This is a genomic window from Pseudarthrobacter sp. MOO13, assembly GCF_058267655.1.
In genome coordinates, this window is record NZ_CM177848.1 from 2020616 (window position 1) to 2039602 (window position 18987).

General features: G+C 66.6%; 15 protein-coding genes. 9 read left to right on the forward strand and 6 right to left on the reverse strand.

Annotation, left to right across the window (positions count from 1 at the left end):
• Positions 1 to 9 precede the first annotated feature (9 nt).
• The 3 genes from sufD to AC4EEO_RS09445 are packed head-to-tail and all read right to left on the reverse strand — an operon-like array spanning position 10 to position 3505.
• A complete protein-coding gene (sufD, locus tag AC4EEO_RS09435; protein WP_109044624.1) occupies positions 10 to 1251 on the reverse strand; it encodes a Fe-S cluster assembly protein SufD in 1242 nt (413 codons plus the stop codon).
• On the reverse strand, positions 1251 to 2714 hold the full coding sequence (gene sufB, locus AC4EEO_RS09440) for a Fe-S cluster assembly protein SufB (RefSeq protein WP_018761274.1): 1464 nt from the start codon (positions 2712 to 2714) through the stop codon (positions 1251 to 1253). The genes sufD and sufB overlap by 1 nt, the downstream gene beginning before the upstream one ends.
• Positions 2714 to 3505 carry a helix-turn-helix transcriptional regulator gene (locus AC4EEO_RS09445; RefSeq protein WP_109044703.1) on the reverse strand — a complete coding sequence of 264 codons (792 nt, stop codon included), beginning with the start codon at positions 3503 to 3505 and terminating at the stop codon, positions 2714 to 2716. Before AC4EEO_RS09445 ends, sufB begins: the two co-directional genes overlap by 1 nt.
• A gap of 180 nt (positions 3506 to 3685) precedes the next feature.
• On the opposite strand from AC4EEO_RS09445, the gene AC4EEO_RS09450 reads away from it, so the two are divergent.
• Genes AC4EEO_RS09450 through AC4EEO_RS09460 form a run of 3 tightly spaced genes read left to right on the forward strand, consistent with a single transcriptional unit; the run spans position 3686 to position 6370 of the window.
• Positions 3686 to 4654, forward strand: a complete 969-nt coding sequence (locus AC4EEO_RS09450; protein ID WP_491340321.1) for an ABC transporter ATP-binding protein — start codon at positions 3686 to 3688, stop codon at positions 4652 to 4654.
• Complete coding sequence (locus tag AC4EEO_RS09455; RefSeq protein WP_133831525.1) at positions 4651 to 5418, forward strand: ABC transporter permease; 768 nt, start codon at positions 4651 to 4653, stop codon at positions 5416 to 5418. The genes AC4EEO_RS09450 and AC4EEO_RS09455 overlap by 4 nt, the downstream gene beginning before the upstream one ends.
• Positions 5419 to 5425: 7 nt before the next feature.
• Positions 5426 to 6370: a COX15/CtaA family protein gene (locus AC4EEO_RS09460; protein WP_491340322.1), complete on the forward strand. Its 945-nt coding sequence runs from the start codon at positions 5426 to 5428 to the stop codon at positions 6368 to 6370.
• 91 nt (positions 6371 to 6461) lie between these two features.
• On the opposite strand, the gene AC4EEO_RS09465 is transcribed toward AC4EEO_RS09460, so the two are convergent.
• Together AC4EEO_RS09465 and AC4EEO_RS09470 are read right to left on the reverse strand one after the other, a co-directional pair.
• The gene (locus AC4EEO_RS09465; protein WP_018761269.1) at positions 6462 to 8729 is read right to left on the reverse strand and encodes a SulP family inorganic anion transporter; all 2268 of its coding nucleotides are present in this window, start codon (positions 8727 to 8729) and stop codon (positions 6462 to 6464) included.
• 218 nt (positions 8730 to 8947) lie between these two features.
• On the reverse strand, positions 8948 to 9907 hold the full coding sequence (locus tag AC4EEO_RS09470; protein WP_285318130.1) for a heme o synthase: 960 nt from the start codon (positions 9905 to 9907) through the stop codon (positions 8948 to 8950).
• 513 nt (positions 9908 to 10420) lie between these two features.
• Here AC4EEO_RS09470 and tkt point away from each other — a divergent pair.
• From tkt to pgl, 6 genes are read left to right on the forward strand one after another with little or no spacing between them, the layout of a single operon-like run.
• A complete protein-coding gene (gene tkt / locus AC4EEO_RS09475) occupies positions 10421 to 12538 on the forward strand; it encodes a transketolase (RefSeq protein WP_491340413.1) in 2118 nt (705 codons plus the stop codon).
• A gap of 25 nt (positions 12539 to 12563) precedes the next feature.
• A complete protein-coding gene (tal, locus tag AC4EEO_RS09480; RefSeq protein WP_018761266.1) occupies positions 12564 to 13679 on the forward strand; it encodes a transaldolase in 1116 nt (371 codons plus the stop codon).
• Positions 13680 to 13685: 6 nt separating this feature from the next.
• The gene (locus tag AC4EEO_RS09485) at positions 13686 to 15317 is read left to right on the forward strand and encodes a phosphoglucose isomerase-related protein (RefSeq protein ID WP_018761265.1); all 1632 of its coding nucleotides are present in this window, start codon (positions 13686 to 13688) and stop codon (positions 15315 to 15317) included.
• A 15-nt stretch (positions 15318 to 15332) separates the two neighbouring features.
• Complete coding sequence (zwf, locus tag AC4EEO_RS09490) at positions 15333 to 16892, forward strand: glucose-6-phosphate dehydrogenase (RefSeq protein WP_026264452.1); 1560 nt, start codon at positions 15333 to 15335, stop codon at positions 16890 to 16892.
• A complete protein-coding gene (locus AC4EEO_RS09495) occupies positions 16889 to 17830 on the forward strand; it encodes a glucose-6-phosphate dehydrogenase assembly protein OpcA (protein ID WP_018761263.1) in 942 nt (313 codons plus the stop codon). Before zwf ends, AC4EEO_RS09495 begins: the two co-directional genes overlap by 4 nt.
• On the forward strand, positions 17820 to 18638 hold the full coding sequence (gene pgl / locus AC4EEO_RS09500) for a 6-phosphogluconolactonase (RefSeq protein WP_109044629.1): 819 nt from the start codon (positions 17820 to 17822) through the stop codon (positions 18636 to 18638). Before AC4EEO_RS09495 ends, pgl begins: the two co-directional genes overlap by 11 nt.
• Here pgl and AC4EEO_RS09505 read toward each other — a convergent pair.
• Positions 18591 to 18986, reverse strand: a complete 396-nt coding sequence (locus AC4EEO_RS09505; RefSeq protein WP_018761261.1) for an RNA polymerase-binding protein RbpA — start codon at positions 18984 to 18986, stop codon at positions 18591 to 18593. The two genes, pgl and AC4EEO_RS09505, sit on opposite strands and share 48 nt — an antisense overlap.
• Between the last annotated feature and the right edge of the window lies 1 nt (position 18987).

Below are 18987 nucleotides of genomic sequence, written 5' to 3' on the forward strand. Positions count from 1 at the left end.
CCGTCCGTCCTAGTAGTCGATTGCGGTGAGTTCGCGTTCCACAGCCTCGGTCAGGCGCTCTTCGAGGGCCGGAACCTTGATCTGCTGGATGATCTCGTTCAGGAAGCCGCGCACCACCAGCCGGCGGGCAACATCCTCGGGGATGCCGCGCGCCATCAGGTAGAACAAGTGCTCGTCGTCGAAGCGGCCGGTGGCACTTGCGTGGCCGGCGCCTTCGATCAGGCCGGTTTCGATCTCGAGGTTCGGAACGGAGTCCGCGCGGCAGCCCTCGGTCAGGACCAGGTTCTGGTTCTTTTCGTAGGAGTCGGTGCCTTCGGCCTGCTTCTGGATGAGGACGTCGCCAACCCAGACCGTGTGCGCACCCTTGCCCTGCAGCGCGCCCTTGTACAGGACGTTGGACTTGCAGTTGGCCACGTTGTGGTCCACGAAGGAGCGGTGCTCGAGGTGCTGGCCGGCGTCGGCGAAGTAGAGGCCCAGGAGCTCGGCCTCGGCGCCTTCACCGGCGAAGCGGACGTTGGAGTTCATCCGCACGATCTTGCCGCCGAGGGAGACGGCAATGTGCTTGTAGACCGCATCCTTGGCGACCTCGGCGTCGTGCTGGGCCAGGTGCTTGGCGTCGTCGCCCCACAGCTGCAGTGAAACGACAGTGAGGTGGGCGCCTTCGCGGACCAGGATCTCCACGTTGCCGTTGTGGTCGGCCGAGCCGTCGTGTTCGATGATCACCACCGCACGGCTGTTCACCCCGGCTTCGATCACATGGTGGGAGTTGGTGCGCAGTCCCGCCCCGTTGCCGGTCAGGACGAGCCGGACCGGGGCGTCCAGTTCGGTGTTGGCCGGGATCGAGATGAACTGGGCCTCTTCCGAGTTGGCGGAGCCGACGACGGCGGCCCGGTCGGCCGGGACCAGGGTGGCACCGCGGGGGGCCTCACCGGCCCGCAGGGTTCCCTGGCGGACAGCCTCGGGCGCTTCGACGGAGACGCCCAGGGCGCCGGCTTCCGCGGCCGTGTCGGAAAGCAGGTTCGCCAGTTCGCGCACCGGAGTGAAGCGCCACTCCTCTTCGCGGCCGTTCGGCAGCGCGAAATCGGCCACCTTGTGGCTGGTGAGGCGCTCGGCGCGGGAGGCCATGACCTGTACGCCATGGCTGTGGTGGCGGTCCACCTTGGAGGCAACGAGGTGTTCGCCCTCCTCGGTGAAACCGGCGATCGACGGTGCGCCGATGCGCGCCTTTTCAGTAGTAGCTTCGGCAGTCATTAACCGACGGATCCTTCCATCTGGAGTTCGATGAGGCGGTTCAGCTCAAGGGCGTATTCCATGGGCAGTTCACGGGCGATCGGCTCAATGAAGCCGCGCACGATCATGGCCATGGCCTCGTCCTCGGGCATGCCGCGGGACATGAGGTAGAACAGCTGCTCCTCGCTGACGCGGGAGACTGTGGCCTCGTGTCCCAGCTGGACATCGTCCTCGCGGATGTCGATGTACGGGTAGGTGTCAGACCGGGAGATGGTGTCCACCAGGAGCGCGTCGCAGCGCACGGTGTTGGCCGAGTGCTTGGCGCCTTCCCGGACCTGGACCAGGCCGCGGTAGGCGGCGCGGCCGCCGCCACGGGCAACGGACTTGGAGATGATGGAGCTCTTGGTGTTCGGCGCGATGTGGACCATCTTCGAACCGGTGTCCTGGTGCTGGCCTTCGCCCGCAAACGCGATGGACAGGGTTTCGCCCTTGGCGTGCTCGCCCACCAGGTAGACGGCCGGGTACTTCATGGTGACCTTGGAGCCGATGTTGCCATCGATCCATTCCATGGTGGCGCCGGCTTCGCAGATGGCGCGCTTGGTCACCAGGTTGTAGACGTTGTTCGACCAGTTCTGGATGGTGGTGTAGCGGACGCGGGCGCCCTTCTTGACGATGATTTCCACCACGGCGGAGTGCAGCGAGTCCGAGGTGTAGATCGGCGCGGTGCAGCCTTCGATGTAGTGGACGTAGGAGTCCTCGTCGGCAATGATCAGCGTGCGCTCGAACTGGCCCATGTTTTCCGTGTTGATGCGGAAGTAGGCCTGCAGCGGGATCTCCACGTGGACGCCCTTGGGCACGTACACGAAGGAGCCGCCGGACCAGACGGCGGTGTTCAGCGAGGCGAACTTGTTGTCGCCCACCGGGATAACCGTGCCGAAGTACTCCTGGAAGATCTCCGGGTGCTCTTTCAGGGCAGTATCGGTGTCCAGGAAGATGACACCCTGCCGTTCGAGGTCCTCACGCAGCTGGTGGTAGACAACCTCGGACTCGTACTGGGCGGCGACACCGGAAACAAGGCGCTGCTTTTCGGCCTCGGGGATGCCCAGCTTGTCGTAGGTGTTCTTGATGTCTTCGGGCAGGTCATCCCAGGTGGCAGCCTGCTTCTCGGTGGACCGTACGAAGTACTTGATGTTGTCGAAGTCGATGCCGGACAGGTCCGCGCCCCAGGTGGGCATGGGCTTGCGGTCGAAGTACTTCAGGCCCTTGAGGCGCAGGTCAAGCATCCATTCCGGCTCGCTCTTCTTCGCCGAAATGTCCCGGACAACCTCTTCGTTGAGCCCACGGCGCGCATTGGCGCCGACATCGTTCTTGTCAGCCCAGCCGTACTCGTAGTTGCCGATGCCGTGGAGCTCGGGATTCTTTTCCAGAATCTCCGAGATCACAGTGTTTTCGGCTACTGCTTTCTCTGATAGTTGGTCCGTCATCACGGCCTTTCTTGCTGATGGTTGATTACTTCGTCCAGGCCGGCGGGGGCTGCGGCCGGCACGGTGGCCGGTTTGGCAGGCAGCCTGCCTGTAGGAATGTGGGTGGTGCAGACGTGGCCGCCGCGGGCCAGGGTGGACAGGCGGCGGACGTCCACTCCGACCAGTCGTGAGAACACTTCGGTTTCGACGTCGCAGAAGACGGGGAAACGGGCGGCGAGCTGCTGGATGGGGCAGTGCCCCTGGCAGAGCTGCACGCTGGACAGTGCGGCGGGCAGCGGCGCCTTCGCTTCGATGGCGGCGGCGGAAGCCACGAAGTTGTCCCGGCTCAGAGCGGCCGAAAGTGCCGTGGCGCGGTCCCGGATGTCCGGGCCTGCTTCCTCGATTTCGGGTGCGTAGCGCCGCTCCATGTCCGCGAATCGTTCTTCCGCGAAGGCGCGCACCGCGTCCGGGCCGGCAACCTTCTGCAGCTGCTGGAGGGCCAGGGCGGCAATGTCCAGGTAGTCATTGCCCAGGCTCGATTGGCCCTGTGAACTCAGGACGTAGCGGCGGGCGGGACGGCCTGCACCCGCACCGGGCTTCGCCACCCTTTTGACCTCGATGACGCCTGCACGGGAGAGGTGGTCCAGGTGCCGGCGGACAGCCGCCGGGGTGAATCCCAGCATGTCTCCGAGCTCGGCCGCGCTGACGGGTCCGTGTTCCAGGACGGCAGCGAGCACCCGGTCACGGGTACGCTCGTCGGCATCAGCCACGGGAGCCGGCCCCGCCAAGGGCACAGCAGCAGCATTGGTCATGGAATACACAACACAATCATGTCGTAATTTAGTCCACGACTCCAGTAAGGGCAGGCTGACCTTGGGTCCTGCCGGAATGTGACCGCGCGCTTCCCGTGCCACCCGGGAGTGCCGCCCGGCGCCGGACGCGGGAGCCGCAGCAAGGACGGCACTGAATACTACATCCCGTAGAATACTGTGGTGCGATCCCCCAAGTCCCCTGTCCTGTCCATTAATGGGCTCATCAAGGACGTAGGCCCCCTGTCCAACCTGGACGGAAAGATGCTTCGGGTGGTGAGCGGCGTTTCACTCATCGCCGAGCGGGGGGAAGTGACCGCGTTGCTGGGCGCCAACGGTGCCGGCAAGACAACCACCCTCGAATGCGCCCAAGGCCTGCAGAAACGCGGCGGCGGCAGCATCTCGCTGCTGGGCCAGGACCCGGCCGCGGCCGGGTCCGGCCTCCGCGCCCGCGTTGGCGTCATGCTCCAGGATGGCGGGCTCCCGCCGTCGGCAAGGCCACTGCCGCTGCTGCGGCACATCGCCGGCCTCTACGCCGACCCCTGGCCCCTTGAAGACCTGGTGGGCAGGCTGGGCATCGATACCTTCAGCCGGACCAGCGTCCGCAGGCTGTCCGGCGGCCAAAAGCAGCGCCTTGCCCTGGCCGCCGCCCTGATTGGCCGTCCCGAAGTACTGTTCCTCGACGAGCCAAGCGCCGGCCTGGATCCGCAGTCCCGCCAGCTGGTGTTCGAGCTGATTGCCGAACTTCGCGACGGCGGCATGGGCATCATCCTCACGACACACCTGATGGACGATGCCCAGCGCCTTGCCGATTACGTCTACATCATCGACGGCGGCCGCAACGTGGCAGAGGGAACGGTCCAGGAACTGCTGCAGCGCAGCCCGGTGGCGGACCCGGGCGCCGAACACGTCCGGACCCTGGTCTTCGAGGCACCGGCCGGCCTGGACGTGGCCGCCGTGCTGCCCGCCGGCGTCGACGTCTCCGAAGTACGCGCCGGGAGCTACACGGTGACCGGCACCCTGACACCGCGCCATCTGGCCGCCCTGGCGCAGTGGTGGGAAGCGAAGGGCATCATGCCGGCCTCGATGAGCCTTCAGGCGCGTAGCCTTGAAGACGTCTTTTTGGATATCTCGGGAAAGGACATCCGATGAGTGCCGCAGCACTGCAGGAGCACCAGCAGCCCGCTCCCCTGCTTCGCCGTGTGCTGCTGCAGGGCAAGTACGAGGCACTGACGATGCTCCGGAACGGAGAACAGCTGATCCTTGCAGTGGTGCTTCCGCTCCTTGCCCTGGTTGGCCTGACGGTGACCCCGTTCCTGGACGGCATGGGCTCCAGCCGCGTGAACGTGGCGGTCCCCGGCATCCTGGCCCTCTGCGCGATGTCAACCGCCTTCACCGGCCAGGGCATCGCCACCGGGTTTGACCGCCGGTACGGCGTCCTGCGGTTCCTTTCCACCACGCCGCTCGGCCGTGGCGGCCTGATCGCCGGCAAGGTCCTGTCCGTCCTGGCCGTCCTCTGCCTGCAGGTGGTTGTGGTGGGCCTCGTGGCGCTGGCCCTGGGCTGGCAGCCGACGGCGGCCGGCTGGCTTCCCGGCCTGGGACTGCTGGCGCTTGGCGCCGCAGCCTTCACGTCGCTGGGGCTGCTGGTGGCCGGAACGGTGCGGCCGGAAGCGACCCTGGCCATCACCAACCTGCTGTGGATCCTCCTGGGCGCCATGGGCGGCATCGTCATCCCTGCCGAACGGCTGCCCGCCGCAGCCCAGGCCGTCATCCACTTCCTGCCCTCCGGCGCGCTCGGCGAATCCATGCGCGCCGCTTTCCTGGGCGGGGCCGTCAATGGCGGCGCCGCCCTCATCCTGCTGCTCTGGACCGTCATCGCCGGGGCCGCAGCCATCCGTTGGTTCAAGTGGAATTGAGAAAATCGTGACCACGGCTTCCCGCCTCCCCCAGCTCGCCAGCCGCCTGGCGTCCCGGCTGCCCCGCACCGTGGACGTCCGCGTCCGCCGCCTCGCTGTCGCGTCGCTGATTGGCCAGACACTCCTGGTGGTCACCGGCGGCGCCGTCCGGCTGACGGCGTCCGGACTTGGCTGCCCCACGTGGCCGCGCTGCACTTCCGATTCGCTGGTGAACACCCCGGAAATGGGCATTCACGGTTTCATCGAATTCGGGAACAGGCTCCTGACGTTTGTCCTGGCCGCGATTGCCGTGCTGTTGCTGGTGTACCTGTGGAACCTGCGGAAGGAACGCAAGGACCTCTTCCTGCTGGCCCTGGGCCTGCTGGCCAGCATCCCGGCGCAGGCCGTGATCGGCGGCATCACCGTGCTGACCAACCTCAACCCATGGGTGGTGGGCCTGCACTTCCTGGTGTCCATGGCCCTGGTGGTGTTCTCCACCTTGCTGGTGAACCGCGCTTTCGGCCGGACCGGCCGTTTCCTGGCGGCCCGGCCGGCCGTGCTCCCCGCGGTCCTGCGCCCGGTGACGGCCGCCGTCGCCCTCTTCTCTGCCGTGGCCGTCATGCTTGGCGTGGTGGTGACCGGGGCCGGGCCGCACGCCGGTGACGCCGATGCGCCCCGCAACAACCTCGACTGGGACCTTGTGTCGCACATCCATGCCGTACCCGCCTACCTGGTGACTGCCGGCACGGCGGTGGCCCTCGTCCTGGTGGTGCGCCGGCGGATCACCGGCCCGTTCCGGACCGCCGTGCTGGCCCTCCTCGGAGTCACGGTCCTGCAGGCTGTCATCGGGTTCACGCAGTACTACAACGGCATTCCCGCATTGCTGGTGGCGGCCCATATGCTCGGTGCCGCGTTGCTGATGGCCGCATCGACGAACGCCTGGGATCTCGCCCGCTCGAGCACAGCCACGTAGGTTCAGGCACCGCCACGAAGAAGGCGCCCCGGTCCGTCTATGGACCGGGGCGCCTTTCCTCTATTCGCAGGCCGTGCCGCAGGTGCCCGGACTAACCGGACGCCAAGGCGCCGTCCTGCAGCCTGGACCCGAGCGCCGGGTCGAGGTCCGCTATGCCGTCCGGCGTCACTTCGAGGACCCGCGCGGTGGCAATGTCGTAGAACAGGCCGGTTGCCTGGACCTGCCCGCCGGCCAGGGCCGGCCCCGCGTGCGGATGGTTGTGGAGCTTGCCCAGCTGCACGGCGACGTTGACCATCGCCAACTGGTCCACCGTGCTGTACCCGGCGGCGGCGGCCTGCCTCCCCACCGGGTGGCCCGCCAGCAGTTCGGCATGGCTTTGCCGGGCGTGCCCCAGCCAACGCCCGAACGCCGGGCCCAGGGAAGCGTGGTCCGCGCCGTCCGCCTCGGCGATCAGCGCCTTCATGGCGCCACAGTTTGAATGCCCGCAGATCACCAGCGACTTCACGCCCAGGCCCGTGACGGCGAAGGACAGGGCCGAGTCGATCGAGGAATCCTGGCCGTGGTTGCACACAACGTTGCCGATGTTCCGCAGGGTGAGCAGATCGCCCGGACCACTGCTGGTGATCAGGTTGGGGTTGACGCGCGAGTCAACGCAGGCCACGAACAGGCTGTCCGGGTTCTGCACTTCGGCCAGGTCGTGCACCAGGGGACGCACCTGGTCCGCGAACCGGCGGTGATACTTGTTGATTCCCTGCAGCAGGGATTCCTTCCGGGGTGGCAGCGGCAGCTCGCTGGCTTCTCCGCGGCGGGGCGATTGGTGGGCCGCGTCCCGGAACAGGGTGTTCCCGTGCTCTTCGAGGTTCACGGTGCCGCCTGTGGCCTGGTGCTGGACCTGCCAGGCCAGCAGGGCTTCGCGGAACGAATGGTCTACGTAGTCCGCATTCAGCTCCACCACGACGTCCACGGCGGCGGGGATTGACTGCAGCGTCCCGTTCAGCCGCGGCAGGGCGAAGAAGCTGCAGGATCCGGCAACGGTCACCCGCCAGGGCGACGACGCGGCGGCGGGCGGGTGGGCCTGGATCGGGGCGCGCAGGACCCGCCACAGCACGCACGCGGCGGCCAGGGCGAGCCCGATCATGACGCCCTCCAACAGGTTCAGGAAGACGACGCAGCCAAGGGTCACGGCGTAGATCAGGAGGTCACCGGTCCGCAGGCTGGTGCGGATATCGGCCACCTTGATCAGGCGTGCACCGATGACCACCAGCAGGCCGGCGAGGACGGCCAGGGGGATGAGCTGGATCAGTCCGGCGAAGAGCGCCGAGAAGGCGAGGACCCAGATGCCATGCAGCACGGCGGACGTGCGGGTGGCCGCGCCGGCTTCCACGTTGGTGGCGCTGCGGACGATCACACCCGTGACGGGAAGGCCGCCCAGTGATCCGGAGACGATGTTTGCGGCGCCTTGGCCGACGAGTTCCTTGTTGAGGTTGGTTCGCGGTCCGGTGTGCATTTTGTCCACTGCAACCGCGGAAAGGAGGGATTCGATGCTCGCGATCAGGGCCATGGTCAGGACTGCGAAAGCGAACGCCCGCCAGTTTCCGTCGGGAAGCTGCGGCAGGGCGATCGCATCGAAGATCGAACCGTCGAGGGAGATGCGTTCCACCCCCGGGGCAAAGGCGACCGCCAACGCGGTACCGGCGGCAACTGCTGCCAGCGGGCCGGGCACCCGGCGGACAATGGCGGGAAGGAACCGCCAACACAGCAGGATCACGATGACCGCCAGGCCCAGCAGGGCGGCATGCAGTTCCAGGTTGATAATGGCGGCGGGCAGTCCTGCGAGGTTCTCAAGCGCAGAGCCTGCGGGCCGCGATCCCAGCAGCACGTGCAGCTGCTGCAGGATGATGGTGACGCCGATGCCGGCGAGCATGGCTTTGACCACCACGGGGGAAACGGCCAGGGCTGCCCGGCCGACACGGCTGATGCCCAGCAGCAGCTGCACGACGCCGGCGGCCACGGTGATGGCGCACGTCACCTGCCAGCCGAACTCCTGCACCAGGCCGGCCACGACGACGGTCAGCCCGGCGGCGGGACCACTCACCTGAAGCGGCGAGCCGCCAAGGCTGCCGGCCACGATGCCGCCGATGGCGGCGGCGATCAATCCCGCCATGATCGGGGCACCGGATGCGGCCGCAATGCCAAGCGAGAGCGGGAGCGCGACGAGGAACACCACCAGTGAAGCGGGAATGTCGGCACCGAGATGGGAGGCAAACCCGGGGATGCCGGGTTTTTTCCGGAGCGGATTCCAGTTTCCACCCGGTGGGCTGTGGCTGGGAGCGGGGACGGCTGTGGGACGGGCTTCCATGGGCTCTTTCCTTTGCTTGCGGGAAGGGTCCGGTCCACCGTAAGCAGCTGGTCATGTTCAATGACAGTTAATGTGACAGATATGACAAAGATGTCATATTGTTCGCCAAGGCAACGAATCAGTGGCTTACCCCACGCTTGCCGCCCAACAAGGCTCAAAACAAAAAGCGGCCCCCACCGTGAGGTGGGGGCCGCCGGCAGGTTGGTGCGGCGTTTCAGCTAGCCGCCTGCCACCGCCCGGCCAATGAAGGGATCGACGGCGAGGGCGATAAAGAGCAGGGTCAGGTAGCTGATGGAGCCGTGGAACACCTTCATGGCCCGCTTGTCGGGGATGTCCTCCCGCTGCGCACGCGCATACAGGGCATGGGATTCATAAAGGAACCATGCGCCCGCCAGGACGGCGGTGGCCGTGTAGACCCAACCGGCACCGCCTGCGGGAATCATCAGCAGCGAGCAGGCGACCATGGCCCAGGCATAGAGGACAACCTGGACGGAAACCACCTTGGCGCCGGCGATGGCGCCGAGCATCGGGACATTGGCGTTGCGGTAGTCCTCGCCGTAGCGCATGGACAGCGGCCAGTAGTGCGGCGGTGTCCACAGGAAGATCACCATGAAGAGGATGACCGCCGGCCACTCCACCGAATTGGTCACCGCAGCCCAGGCAATCAGGACCGGGAAGCACCCTGCCGCGCCGCCCCACACAATGTTCTGTGCGGTACGGCGCTTCAGGATCATGGTGTAGACCACCACGTAGAAGAAGATGGCGCCCAGGCCGAGCCAGGCTGACAGCGGGTTGGCACCAAACCAGAGGATCACGATCGCCGCTGCACCCAGCAGCCACGAGAAGACCAGCGCTTCGCGGGGCGTGACTTCGCCCGTCACCAGCGGCCGGTTTTCGGTGCGGTGCATCAGCTTGTCGATATCCCGGTCGATGTAGCAGTTGAATGCCCCGGCACTTCCGGCGGCGAAGGCGCCCCCCACCAGGGTGGCAAGGATCAGGCCGATGGGCGGGAAGCCCCGCTCGGCGTAGATCATGGTGGGCAGGGTGCTCACCAGGAGCAGTTCGATCACGCGGGGCTTGGTGAGGGCGAGATACGCCTTTGCCTTGCGGGCAAACCCGGCGCCGGAGGCCCGGGATGCGTTTAGCGGCGTATCTGTTGTGCTCACGGTGGCAGTCACCCGTTCTGTGTGGCAGTTGAGGCTGGCTGTGCAGCTCCGGTCGTGCGGCCCCGCCCCGGGCATGGCACGACGAAAAGAAATTGCCATGTGCCTGCATCTGCCGGGAGACTCCGGCTGCAGTGGTGCCCACCGGTGTTGGCCTCCGAATATCATACCGTGCCGGCACCCCCGCCCGGGGCCTGCCATATGCGCAGTTGATCGCTCGCAGGCCCATTCGAGCAGATTAACTCAGCCTTCCGCCGGAGCCTTTCACAAAAGGGGAAATTGCGTCCAAAACGTGAGATTCGGGCCGCCCGGACTATGGATAAGAGCTAAGCTGTCACCAGATCAGCACGCAGCAAGTAAGCGGTGGAAAACGCATTCCCACTTGCTGTTCGTGACTGAATGCAAAGATCAACGTTTCGATGGTGAACGGCTGGTACACACCAAAGCGGCGCCACAGAGCGCGCCCTTAGCCGGATCCGGTGTACCACTGCCACCAGCACAGAGAGGGGCCCGGTTTTCGTGCCACATTTGGAAGAGCAAGAACTGTCATGGACCAGCCTGGACCAGCGCGCCGTGGATACCATCCGCGTGCTGGCAGCGGATGCCGTAGAAAAGGTGGGCAACGGCCACCCGGGTACGGCGATGAGCCTGGCCCCGGCCGCGTACCTTCTTTTCCAGAAGCTGATGCGCCACGATCCGCGTGATCCGCACTGGCTGGGCCGCGACCGCTTCATCCTGTCCCCCGGCCACACCTCCCTCACGCTCTACATCCAGCTGTTCCTTTCCGGCTATGGGCTGGAACTGAAGGACCTGGAAGCGCTCCGCACCTGGGGTTCACTCACCCCGGGCCACCCTGAGTACGAGCACACGGCCGGCGTGGAAATCACTACCGGCCCGCTGGGCCAGGGCTTGGCGTCCTCCGTGGGCTTTGCATACTCGCAGCGCCGCCAGCGCGGTCTTTTTGACGCCCACGCTCCCGCGGGCGAATCGCCGTTCGACCACACCATCTGGGTTATCGCCTCCGACGGCGACCTCCAGGAAGGCGTGACCTCCGAGGCATCCTCGCTTGCCGGCCACCAGGAGCTTGGCAACCTCGTGGTGATCTACGACGAGAACCACATTTCCATCGAGGACGACACCGACATCGCGTTCACCGAGGATGTCCTGAAGCGCTACGAGGCCTACGGCTGGCACACCCAGCGCGTGGACTGGACCCGCACGGGCGAATACAAGGAAGACGTCCAGGAGCTCTACTCGGCCCTGCTCGCCGCGAAGGCCGAAACCTCCAAGCCGTCAATCATCTCGCTGCGCACCGTCATCGGCTACCCGGCACCCAAGAAGCAGAACACCGGCAAGATCCACGGCTCGGCCCTGGGCGCCGAGGAAGTCGCCGCGCTGAAGGAAGTCCTGGGCTTCGACCCCGCCAAGTCCTTCGACGTGGACCAGGAAGTGCTCGAACACGCCCGTGCGGTGGTTGAACGCGGCGCTGCCGAACACAAAGAGTGGGAAGAGTCGTTCAACGCCTGGCAGGCAGCCAACCCGGAAGGGGCAGCACTGCTGCAGCGCATCGAAGCCCGCGAACTTCCCGAGGGCATCGACGACGCCCTGCCGGTGTTCCCCGCAGGCAAGGACGTTTCCACCCGCGCGGCGTCCGGCAAGGTTCTCAATGCGCTGGGCCCGGTCATGCCCGAACTCTGGGGCGGCTCCGCCGACCTCGCCGAGTCCAACAACACCACCATCGAGGGCTCGCCGTCCTTCGTGCCGGCCTCCAAGCAGACCGACGCGTGGTCCGGCAACCCGTACGGCCGGGTGCTGCACTTCGGCATCCGCGAGCACGCTGCCGCGTCGATCGTCAACGGCATCAGCCTGGCAGGAAACACCCGGGCGTTCTCGGGCACGTTCCTGATCTTCAGCGACTACCAGCGGCCCGCCATCCGCCTCGGCGCACTGATGGGTGTGCCGTCCCTGTACGTCTGGACGCACGACTCCATCGGCCTGGGCGAGGACGGCCCCACCCACCAGCCGGTGGAACAGCTGGCCTCACTGCGCGCCATCGTGGGACTGGACGTGGTCCGCCCCGGCGACGCCAACGAGGTTGCTGCCGCCTGGAAGACCATGCTGGAAAACCACGCCAACCCCGCAGGCATCGTCCTGACCCGCCAGAACATCCCCACGTGGGAACGCGGTGCGGGCGACGCCGACGGCGACACCTTCGGTTCCACCGCCGGGGTTGCGAAGGGCGGCTACGTCCTGGCCGAGGCTTCGAAAGACGGCGCCACGGTACCTGCCGACGTGATCCTCATTGCCACCGGTTCCGAGGTCCAGCTGGCCGTCCAGGCACGCGAAGCGCTGCAGGCCGACGGTATCGCCGCCCGCGTCGTCTCCATGCCGTGCGTCGAGTGGTTCAAGAAGCAGGATGCCGCCTACCGCGAATCCGTCCTGCCGGCCGCCGTCAAGGCACGCGTCTCGGTTGAAGCCGGACTGGCCTTGGGCTGGCGGGAATTCGTCGGCGACGCCGGCCGTTCCATCAGCCTCGAGCACTACGGCGCTTCCGCCGACTACAAGCGCCTTTTCCAGGAATTCGGCATCACGGCAGAAGCAGTTGCTGCCGCCGCCAAGGATTCCCTCTCCAGCCTCCAGGGCTAAACCTCATCTTTTAGGAGATACAGAAATGACTACTCCCACCCAGCAGCTCTCCGACGCCGGAGTCTCCATCTGGCTCGACGACCTCTCCCGCGGACGCCTGGAAACCGGCACCCTCCGCAAGCTCATTGAAGAGAAGAACGTGGTTGGCGTGACCACCAACCCGTCCATCTTCCACGCAGCCATCACCTCCGGCACGGACTACGACGCCATCATTGCCGGCAAGGCAGCAGAGGGCGCCAGCGTGGAAGACACGATCTTTGAGATCACCACCACCGACGTCGCCGACGCCTGCGACCTCTTCGCCCCGGTGGCGGCAGCCACCAAGGGCGTCGACGGCCGCGTGTCCATCGAAGTCGACCCCCGCCTGGCCTGGGACACCGCAGGCACCATCGCCGAGGCCAAGCACCTCTACCAGCGGGTCAACAAGGACAACGTCCACATCAAGATCCCGGCAACCCTGGAAGGCCTTGAGGCCATCACCGCCACCCTGGCCGAGGGCATCAGCGTCAACGTAACGCTGATCTTCTCGCTGGAGCGTTACCGCGCGGTCATCAACGCCTTCCAGTCCGGCCTGGAGCAGGCCAAGGAGAACGGCCACGACCTCGCGAAGATCCACTCCGTGGCCTCGTTCTTTGTCTCCCGGGTGGACACCGAGATCGACAAGCGCCTGGACAAGATCGGCACCGACGAAGCCAAGGCACTGAAGGGGAAGGCCGGCGTTGCCAACGCCCGCCTTGCCTACCAGGTCTACGAGGAACTCTTCTCGACTGAGCGGTGGGCACTGCTCGCCGGGGCCGGGGCACTCCCCCAGCGTCCGCTGTGGGCCTCCACGGGCGTGAAGGACCCGGCGTACCCCGACACCCTCTACGTCACCGAACTTGTCGCTCCCGGCGTCGTCAACACCATGCCGGAGAAGACCCTGGACGCCACCTTCGACCACGGCGTGGTCACCGGTGATACGGTCACCGGCACGTACGCCGAGGCGAACGCCACCCTCGACGCCCTGGAAAAGCTCGGCATCTCCTACAACGATGTCGTCGCCCTGCTCGAAACCGAAGGCCTGGACAAGTTCGTGGCCAGCTGGAAAGAACTGCTGGCCGACGTCGAAGGTGCCCTCGCCTCTGCACGGAAGGCCTCCTAACACACAATGAGCACACTCAGCTTCGACGCCACCGGCGCTGCCCAGCAAGCCCTGGACCAGCACCTTCCCGCCCTGGTAAATGACCGGATCGCCACCCGGATCTTCGCGAAGGACCACACCCTGTGGGGTCCTGATGCGGAGTCGGAGTCGGCCATCCGCCTCGGCTGGGTGGAGGCGGCCACCGTTTCACAATCCTTGGTCAAGGACATCCTGGAACTCCGCGACGCCCTGCGCGCCGAAGGCGTCACCCGGATCGTGCTTTGCGGCATGGGCGGATCCTCGCTGGCCCCCGAGGTTATCGCAGGCACGGCCGGCGTCGAGCTGACGGTGCTGGACAGCACGGACCCCGACCAGGTCCGTGCTGCCCTTGAAGACCGGCTGGCCGAGACCGCAATCGTGGTCTCGTCCAAGTCCGGTTCCACCCTGGAAACCGACTCACAGCGCCGCATCTTCGAGCAGGCCTTCACCGAGGCCGGGCTGGACGCCAAGAGCCGGATCATCATCGTGACCGATCCCGGTTCCCCGCTGGACAAGTCGTCCCGCGAAACCGGCTACCGCGCGGTGTTCAACGCCGATCCGAACGTCGGCGGACGCTACTCGGCGCTGACGGCGTTCGGACTGGTGCCCTCAGGCCTGGCCGGGGTTGATATCCAGGCCTTCCTGGATGAGGCCGAGGAAGCCGCCGAGGTCCTCAATGACGACGCCCCCGAAAACATCGGCCTCGCCCTGGGCGCCGCCCTCGGCGGTACCAGCCCGCTGCGGAACAAGATCGTCATTGCCGAGGACGGCTCCGGCATCGTTGGCTTCGCCGACTGGGCCGAGCAGCTCATCGCTGAATCGACGGGCAAGCTGGGGACGGGCATCCTGCCTGTCGTGGCGGGTCCCAACGCGCCCGAGGTGACCTCCGGCGCGCCGGACGTCCTGGTGGTGCGGCTGGTAGCCGCGGATGCCGACGTCGAACTCGGAGACAACCAGGTGGCCATCGCAGGAGGCCTCGCCACCCAGATGATGGTGTGGGAGTTCGCCACCGCCGTTGCGGGCCGGCTGCTGGGCATCAACCCCTTCGACCAGCCTGACGTGGAAGCCGCCAAGGTGGCTGCCCGGGGGCTGCTGGATGCCCAGCCGGAGCCGACCCCTGCCGCTTTCGTGGACGGTGCCATCGAGGTCCGGGGCGGCGACTGGCTCGGCGGCGCCACCACCGCCGCCGAAGCCGTCAAAGCACTCCTTGGCACGCTCGCTGCCGACAGCTACCTGAGCGTCCAGGCGTACTTCGACCGCTTGGCCTTTTCAGGCCTTGAAGGAATCCGTGACGAGCTCGCCGCGGCTTCCGGCCGGCCGGTGACGTTCGGCTGGGGCCCGCGCTTCCTGCACTCCACCGGGCAGTTCCACAAGGGCGGCCCCGCGATCGGCGTCTTCCTGCAGGTCACCGCTGCGGCGGCCGAGGACCTCGCGATCCCGGACCGGCCGTTCAGCTTCGGCGAGCTCATTGCCGCCCAGGCTGCAGGCGACGCCCAGGTCCTGGGCCAGCACGGCCGGCCCGTGCTGCGCCTCCACCTCACCGACCGTGCCGCCGGTGTGGCGCAGCTGCAGGACCTTGTCGCAGCGCTGTCCACCCGCGCATCCGCAACCGAGAGCTAAGGCGCAGAAGCAACCATGCCAGAAACTGAATACGGCAGGAAGGGCGCGGGCCGCGGGCGTAATCCGTTGCGCGACCCGCGTGACCGCCGTTTGAACCGGATTGCCGGTCCTTCGTCGCTTGTCCTCTTCGGGGTGACAGGCGACCTTGCCCGGAAGAAGCTCATGCCGGCGGTGTATGACCTCGCCAACCGCGGGTTGTTGCCTCCCAGCTTTGCGCTGGTGGGATTTGCCCGCCGTGAGTGGGATAAGGAGGACTTCGCCGCCGAGGTGAAGGCCTCCGTGCAGGAGCACGCGCGCACACCGTTCGATGAGGCGGTCTGGAACCAGCTGTCCGAGGGCATCCGGTTTGTCCAGGGCGAGTTCGACGACGACGCCGCGTTCGAGCGCCTCGGCGAGACGATCAAGGAGCTCGACGACGTCCGCGGCACCCGCGGGAACCACGCGTTCTACCTGTCGATCCCGCCCAAGGCGTTCGAGCAGGTGTGCCGGCAGCTCTCCAAACACGGCCTGGCGCAGGCTGACGGGGACAAGTGGCGGCGGGTGGTGATCGAGAAACCGTTCGGCCATGACCTTGAATCGGCGCGGCAGCTTAACGACATTGTCGAGTCCGTCTTCCCGCCGGACGCCGTGTTCCGGATCGATCACTACCTGGGCAAGGAGACGGTCCAGAACATCCTGGCACTGCGTTTCGCGAACCAGCTGTTCGAACCGCTGTGGAACGCCAACTACGTGGACCATGTCCAGATCACCATGGCCGAGGACATCGGCACCGGTGGCCGGGCCGGGTATTACGACGGCGTGGGTGCGGCCCGCGACGTCATCCAGAACCACCTCCTCCAGTTGCTGGCACTGACGGCTATGGAGGAACCGATCTCCTTCAACGCCGATGACCTGCGGGCGGAGAAGGAAAAGGTCCTCGCCGCGGTCAAGCTCCCGGACGATCTCTCCACGCACTCCGCGCGCGGCCAGTTCACCGGTGGATGGCAGGGCGGCGAGCAGGTCCAGGGCTATCTGGAAGAGGAAGGCATCCCCGCCGACTCCACCACGGAGACCTATGCGGCGATCCGGGTGGACATCCACACCCGCCGCTGGTCCGGGGTTCCGTTCTACCTGCGTGCGGGCAAGCGCCTGGGCCGCCGCGTCACCGAGATTGCCGTGGTCTTCAAACGAGCCCCGAATTTGCTCTTCCGCGACCATGGCGAGGACGACTTCGGGCAGAACGCCGTGGTGATCCGGGTCCAGCCCGACGAGGGCGTAACCATCCGGTTCGGTTCCAAGGTCCCCGGCACCCAGATGGAAGTCCGTGACGTGACCATGGACTTCGGCTACGGGCACTCGTTCACCGAATCGAGCCCCGAAGCGTACGAGCGGCTGATCCTGGACGTTCTGCTTGGTGAGCCGCCGTTGTTCCCGCGCCATCAGGAAGTGGAGCTGTCCTGGAAGATCCTGGACCCGTTCGAGGAATACTGGGCCACCCTGGCCGAACAGCCCGAACCCTATGCCCCCGGCTCCTGGGGCCCGGCCAGCGCCGATGAGCTGCTGGCCCGCGACGGACGAACCTGGAGAAGGCCATGATCGTAAACCTGCCCGATACCACCACCTCGAAGGTATCCAAGAAGCTCATGTCCCTGCGCGAGCAGGGCGGGGTGATCGCCCTGGGTCGGGTCCTCACCCTCGTGGTGGTGACCAAGTCCGGGCTTGAGGAAGAAGCCATTGAGGCCGCAAATGACGCCAGCCGGGAACACCCCTGCCGGATCATCGTCCTGGCCGACGCCGGAAAGGACGCCGAGGACCGGCTCGACGCGCAGATCCGCGTGGGCGGGGATGCCGGCGCATCCGAGGTCATCGTGCTCCGCGGCTATGGCCAGCTCGCGCACGAGTCCGAATCCCTGGTGGCCGCCCTGCTGCTCCCGGACGCCCCGATCGTGGCCTGGTGGCCGCACGGGGCACCCGAGAACGCGTGCGAGACTTCCATCGGCGCGATCGCGCACCGCAGGATCACAGACTCTGCCAACGAACCGGACCCGCAGGCGGCACTGGAACGGATCCACCACACCTACAAAGCCGGTGACACCGACCTCGCCTGGACCCGGCTGACCAACTGGCGGATCCAGCTGGCCGCGGCACTGGACGAAGTCGATTCCTCCCCCGTCACCGCGGTCGCGGTCGAAGGCGCCTCGGACTCACCGTCCACCATCCTGCTCGCGGCGTGGCTCACGCTGACCCTGGACGCACCCGTGACCATCGTCGCGGACCCGGCCGGGACAGGGATCCGCCGCGTCCGCCTCAGCCGGCCCGGCGGCGACGTGCAGCTCTTCCGCCCCGGACTCTCGGTCGCCGAACTCACCCAGCCCGGCCAACCCGCCCAACGGATCACCCTCCCCCGACGCAGCCTCCGCGACTGCCTGGCCGAGGAGCTCCGCCGGCTTGACCCGGACGAAGTGTTTGGCGAAGTGATTACTATTGGACTGCCACGTACCAATCTAAGGAGCGTCCGACCCAGTGAGCGTTGACCCCAGAGTAAGCATCCATCCTGATTCGTCCGTCCTCATGGCCGCCATCGCGGCCCGCCTGATCACCAAGCTCGTTGATGTCCAGGACAAGTACGGCGAAGCCACAGTGGTGCTCACCGGGGGGACCGTGGGGATCGGTACGCTGAAGGCAGTGGCCGATTCCCCGGCGGCTCCCGCCGTCGATTGGTCCAAGGTCAACTTTTGGTGGGGTGACGAACGTTTCGTTGGTACCGCGGACCCGGACCGGAACACCAAGCAGGCGTTCGATGCCCTGCTCTCACACATTCCCGTGGACCCGGAACGGGTCCACTCCCCGGGCTCCGCGGACGACTTCGGTACCGCAGAGGAGGCGGCCGAAGACTATGCGCGGCAACTCCGGGAAGCGGCAGCAGCCGAACATGCAGCGGACATGTCCGATGACCGCCCGGATGAGCCGTCAGCGTTGCCGCGCCTTGACGTGGTACTCCTGGGCGTCGGTCCCGACGCCCACATCGCGTCCTTGTTTCCTGAGCAAGCCGGCATCAGGGAAAAGAACCTCACAGTGGTGGGCGTCCGCAACTCGCCCAAGCCCCCGCCGCTGCGCATTTCACTGACCCTGCCAGCCATTAATACGGCGTCAGAGGTCTGGATGGTGGTGGCCGGAGAGGACAAGGCCGGGGCGGTAGGGCTTGCCCTTGCCGGCGCCAACCCGGTTCAGGTACCTGCCGCCGGACCGCGCGGTACGTCCCGTACCCTGTGGCTGATCGACGAGAACGCCGCCTCACGTGTCCCGCAGCAACTCGTCCGAAAAGACGCCGCGGGCGCGTAGCTTTTCCAGCGCTCCGGCCAGGACGTCTTCCGCGTCCCGGTCGGAGCGCCGCTCTTTAACGTATTCCAGGTGGCTTTTGTATCCGTCGTCGAACGGATCAGCCAAGGCGGCCGCCTGGCCGTCACGGGAGGCGGGACCCCCGCAGCGGCGGCAGTCCCAGGTCACGGGAATCTGGTCCTCTGGGAGCTTAAGGAAGACTGGCTGGGTCTCGTGTCCCTTCGCGCACCAGTAGGACACCCGGATGCGAGGGAGGGGCTGGGCGGAAGAATCGGTGGACTGCAGGCTCGATCCGGACCCTGCCGTCACCCCGGCGCGGGTCCCCCGAAAGCCCGATGCTGGATGGACCATG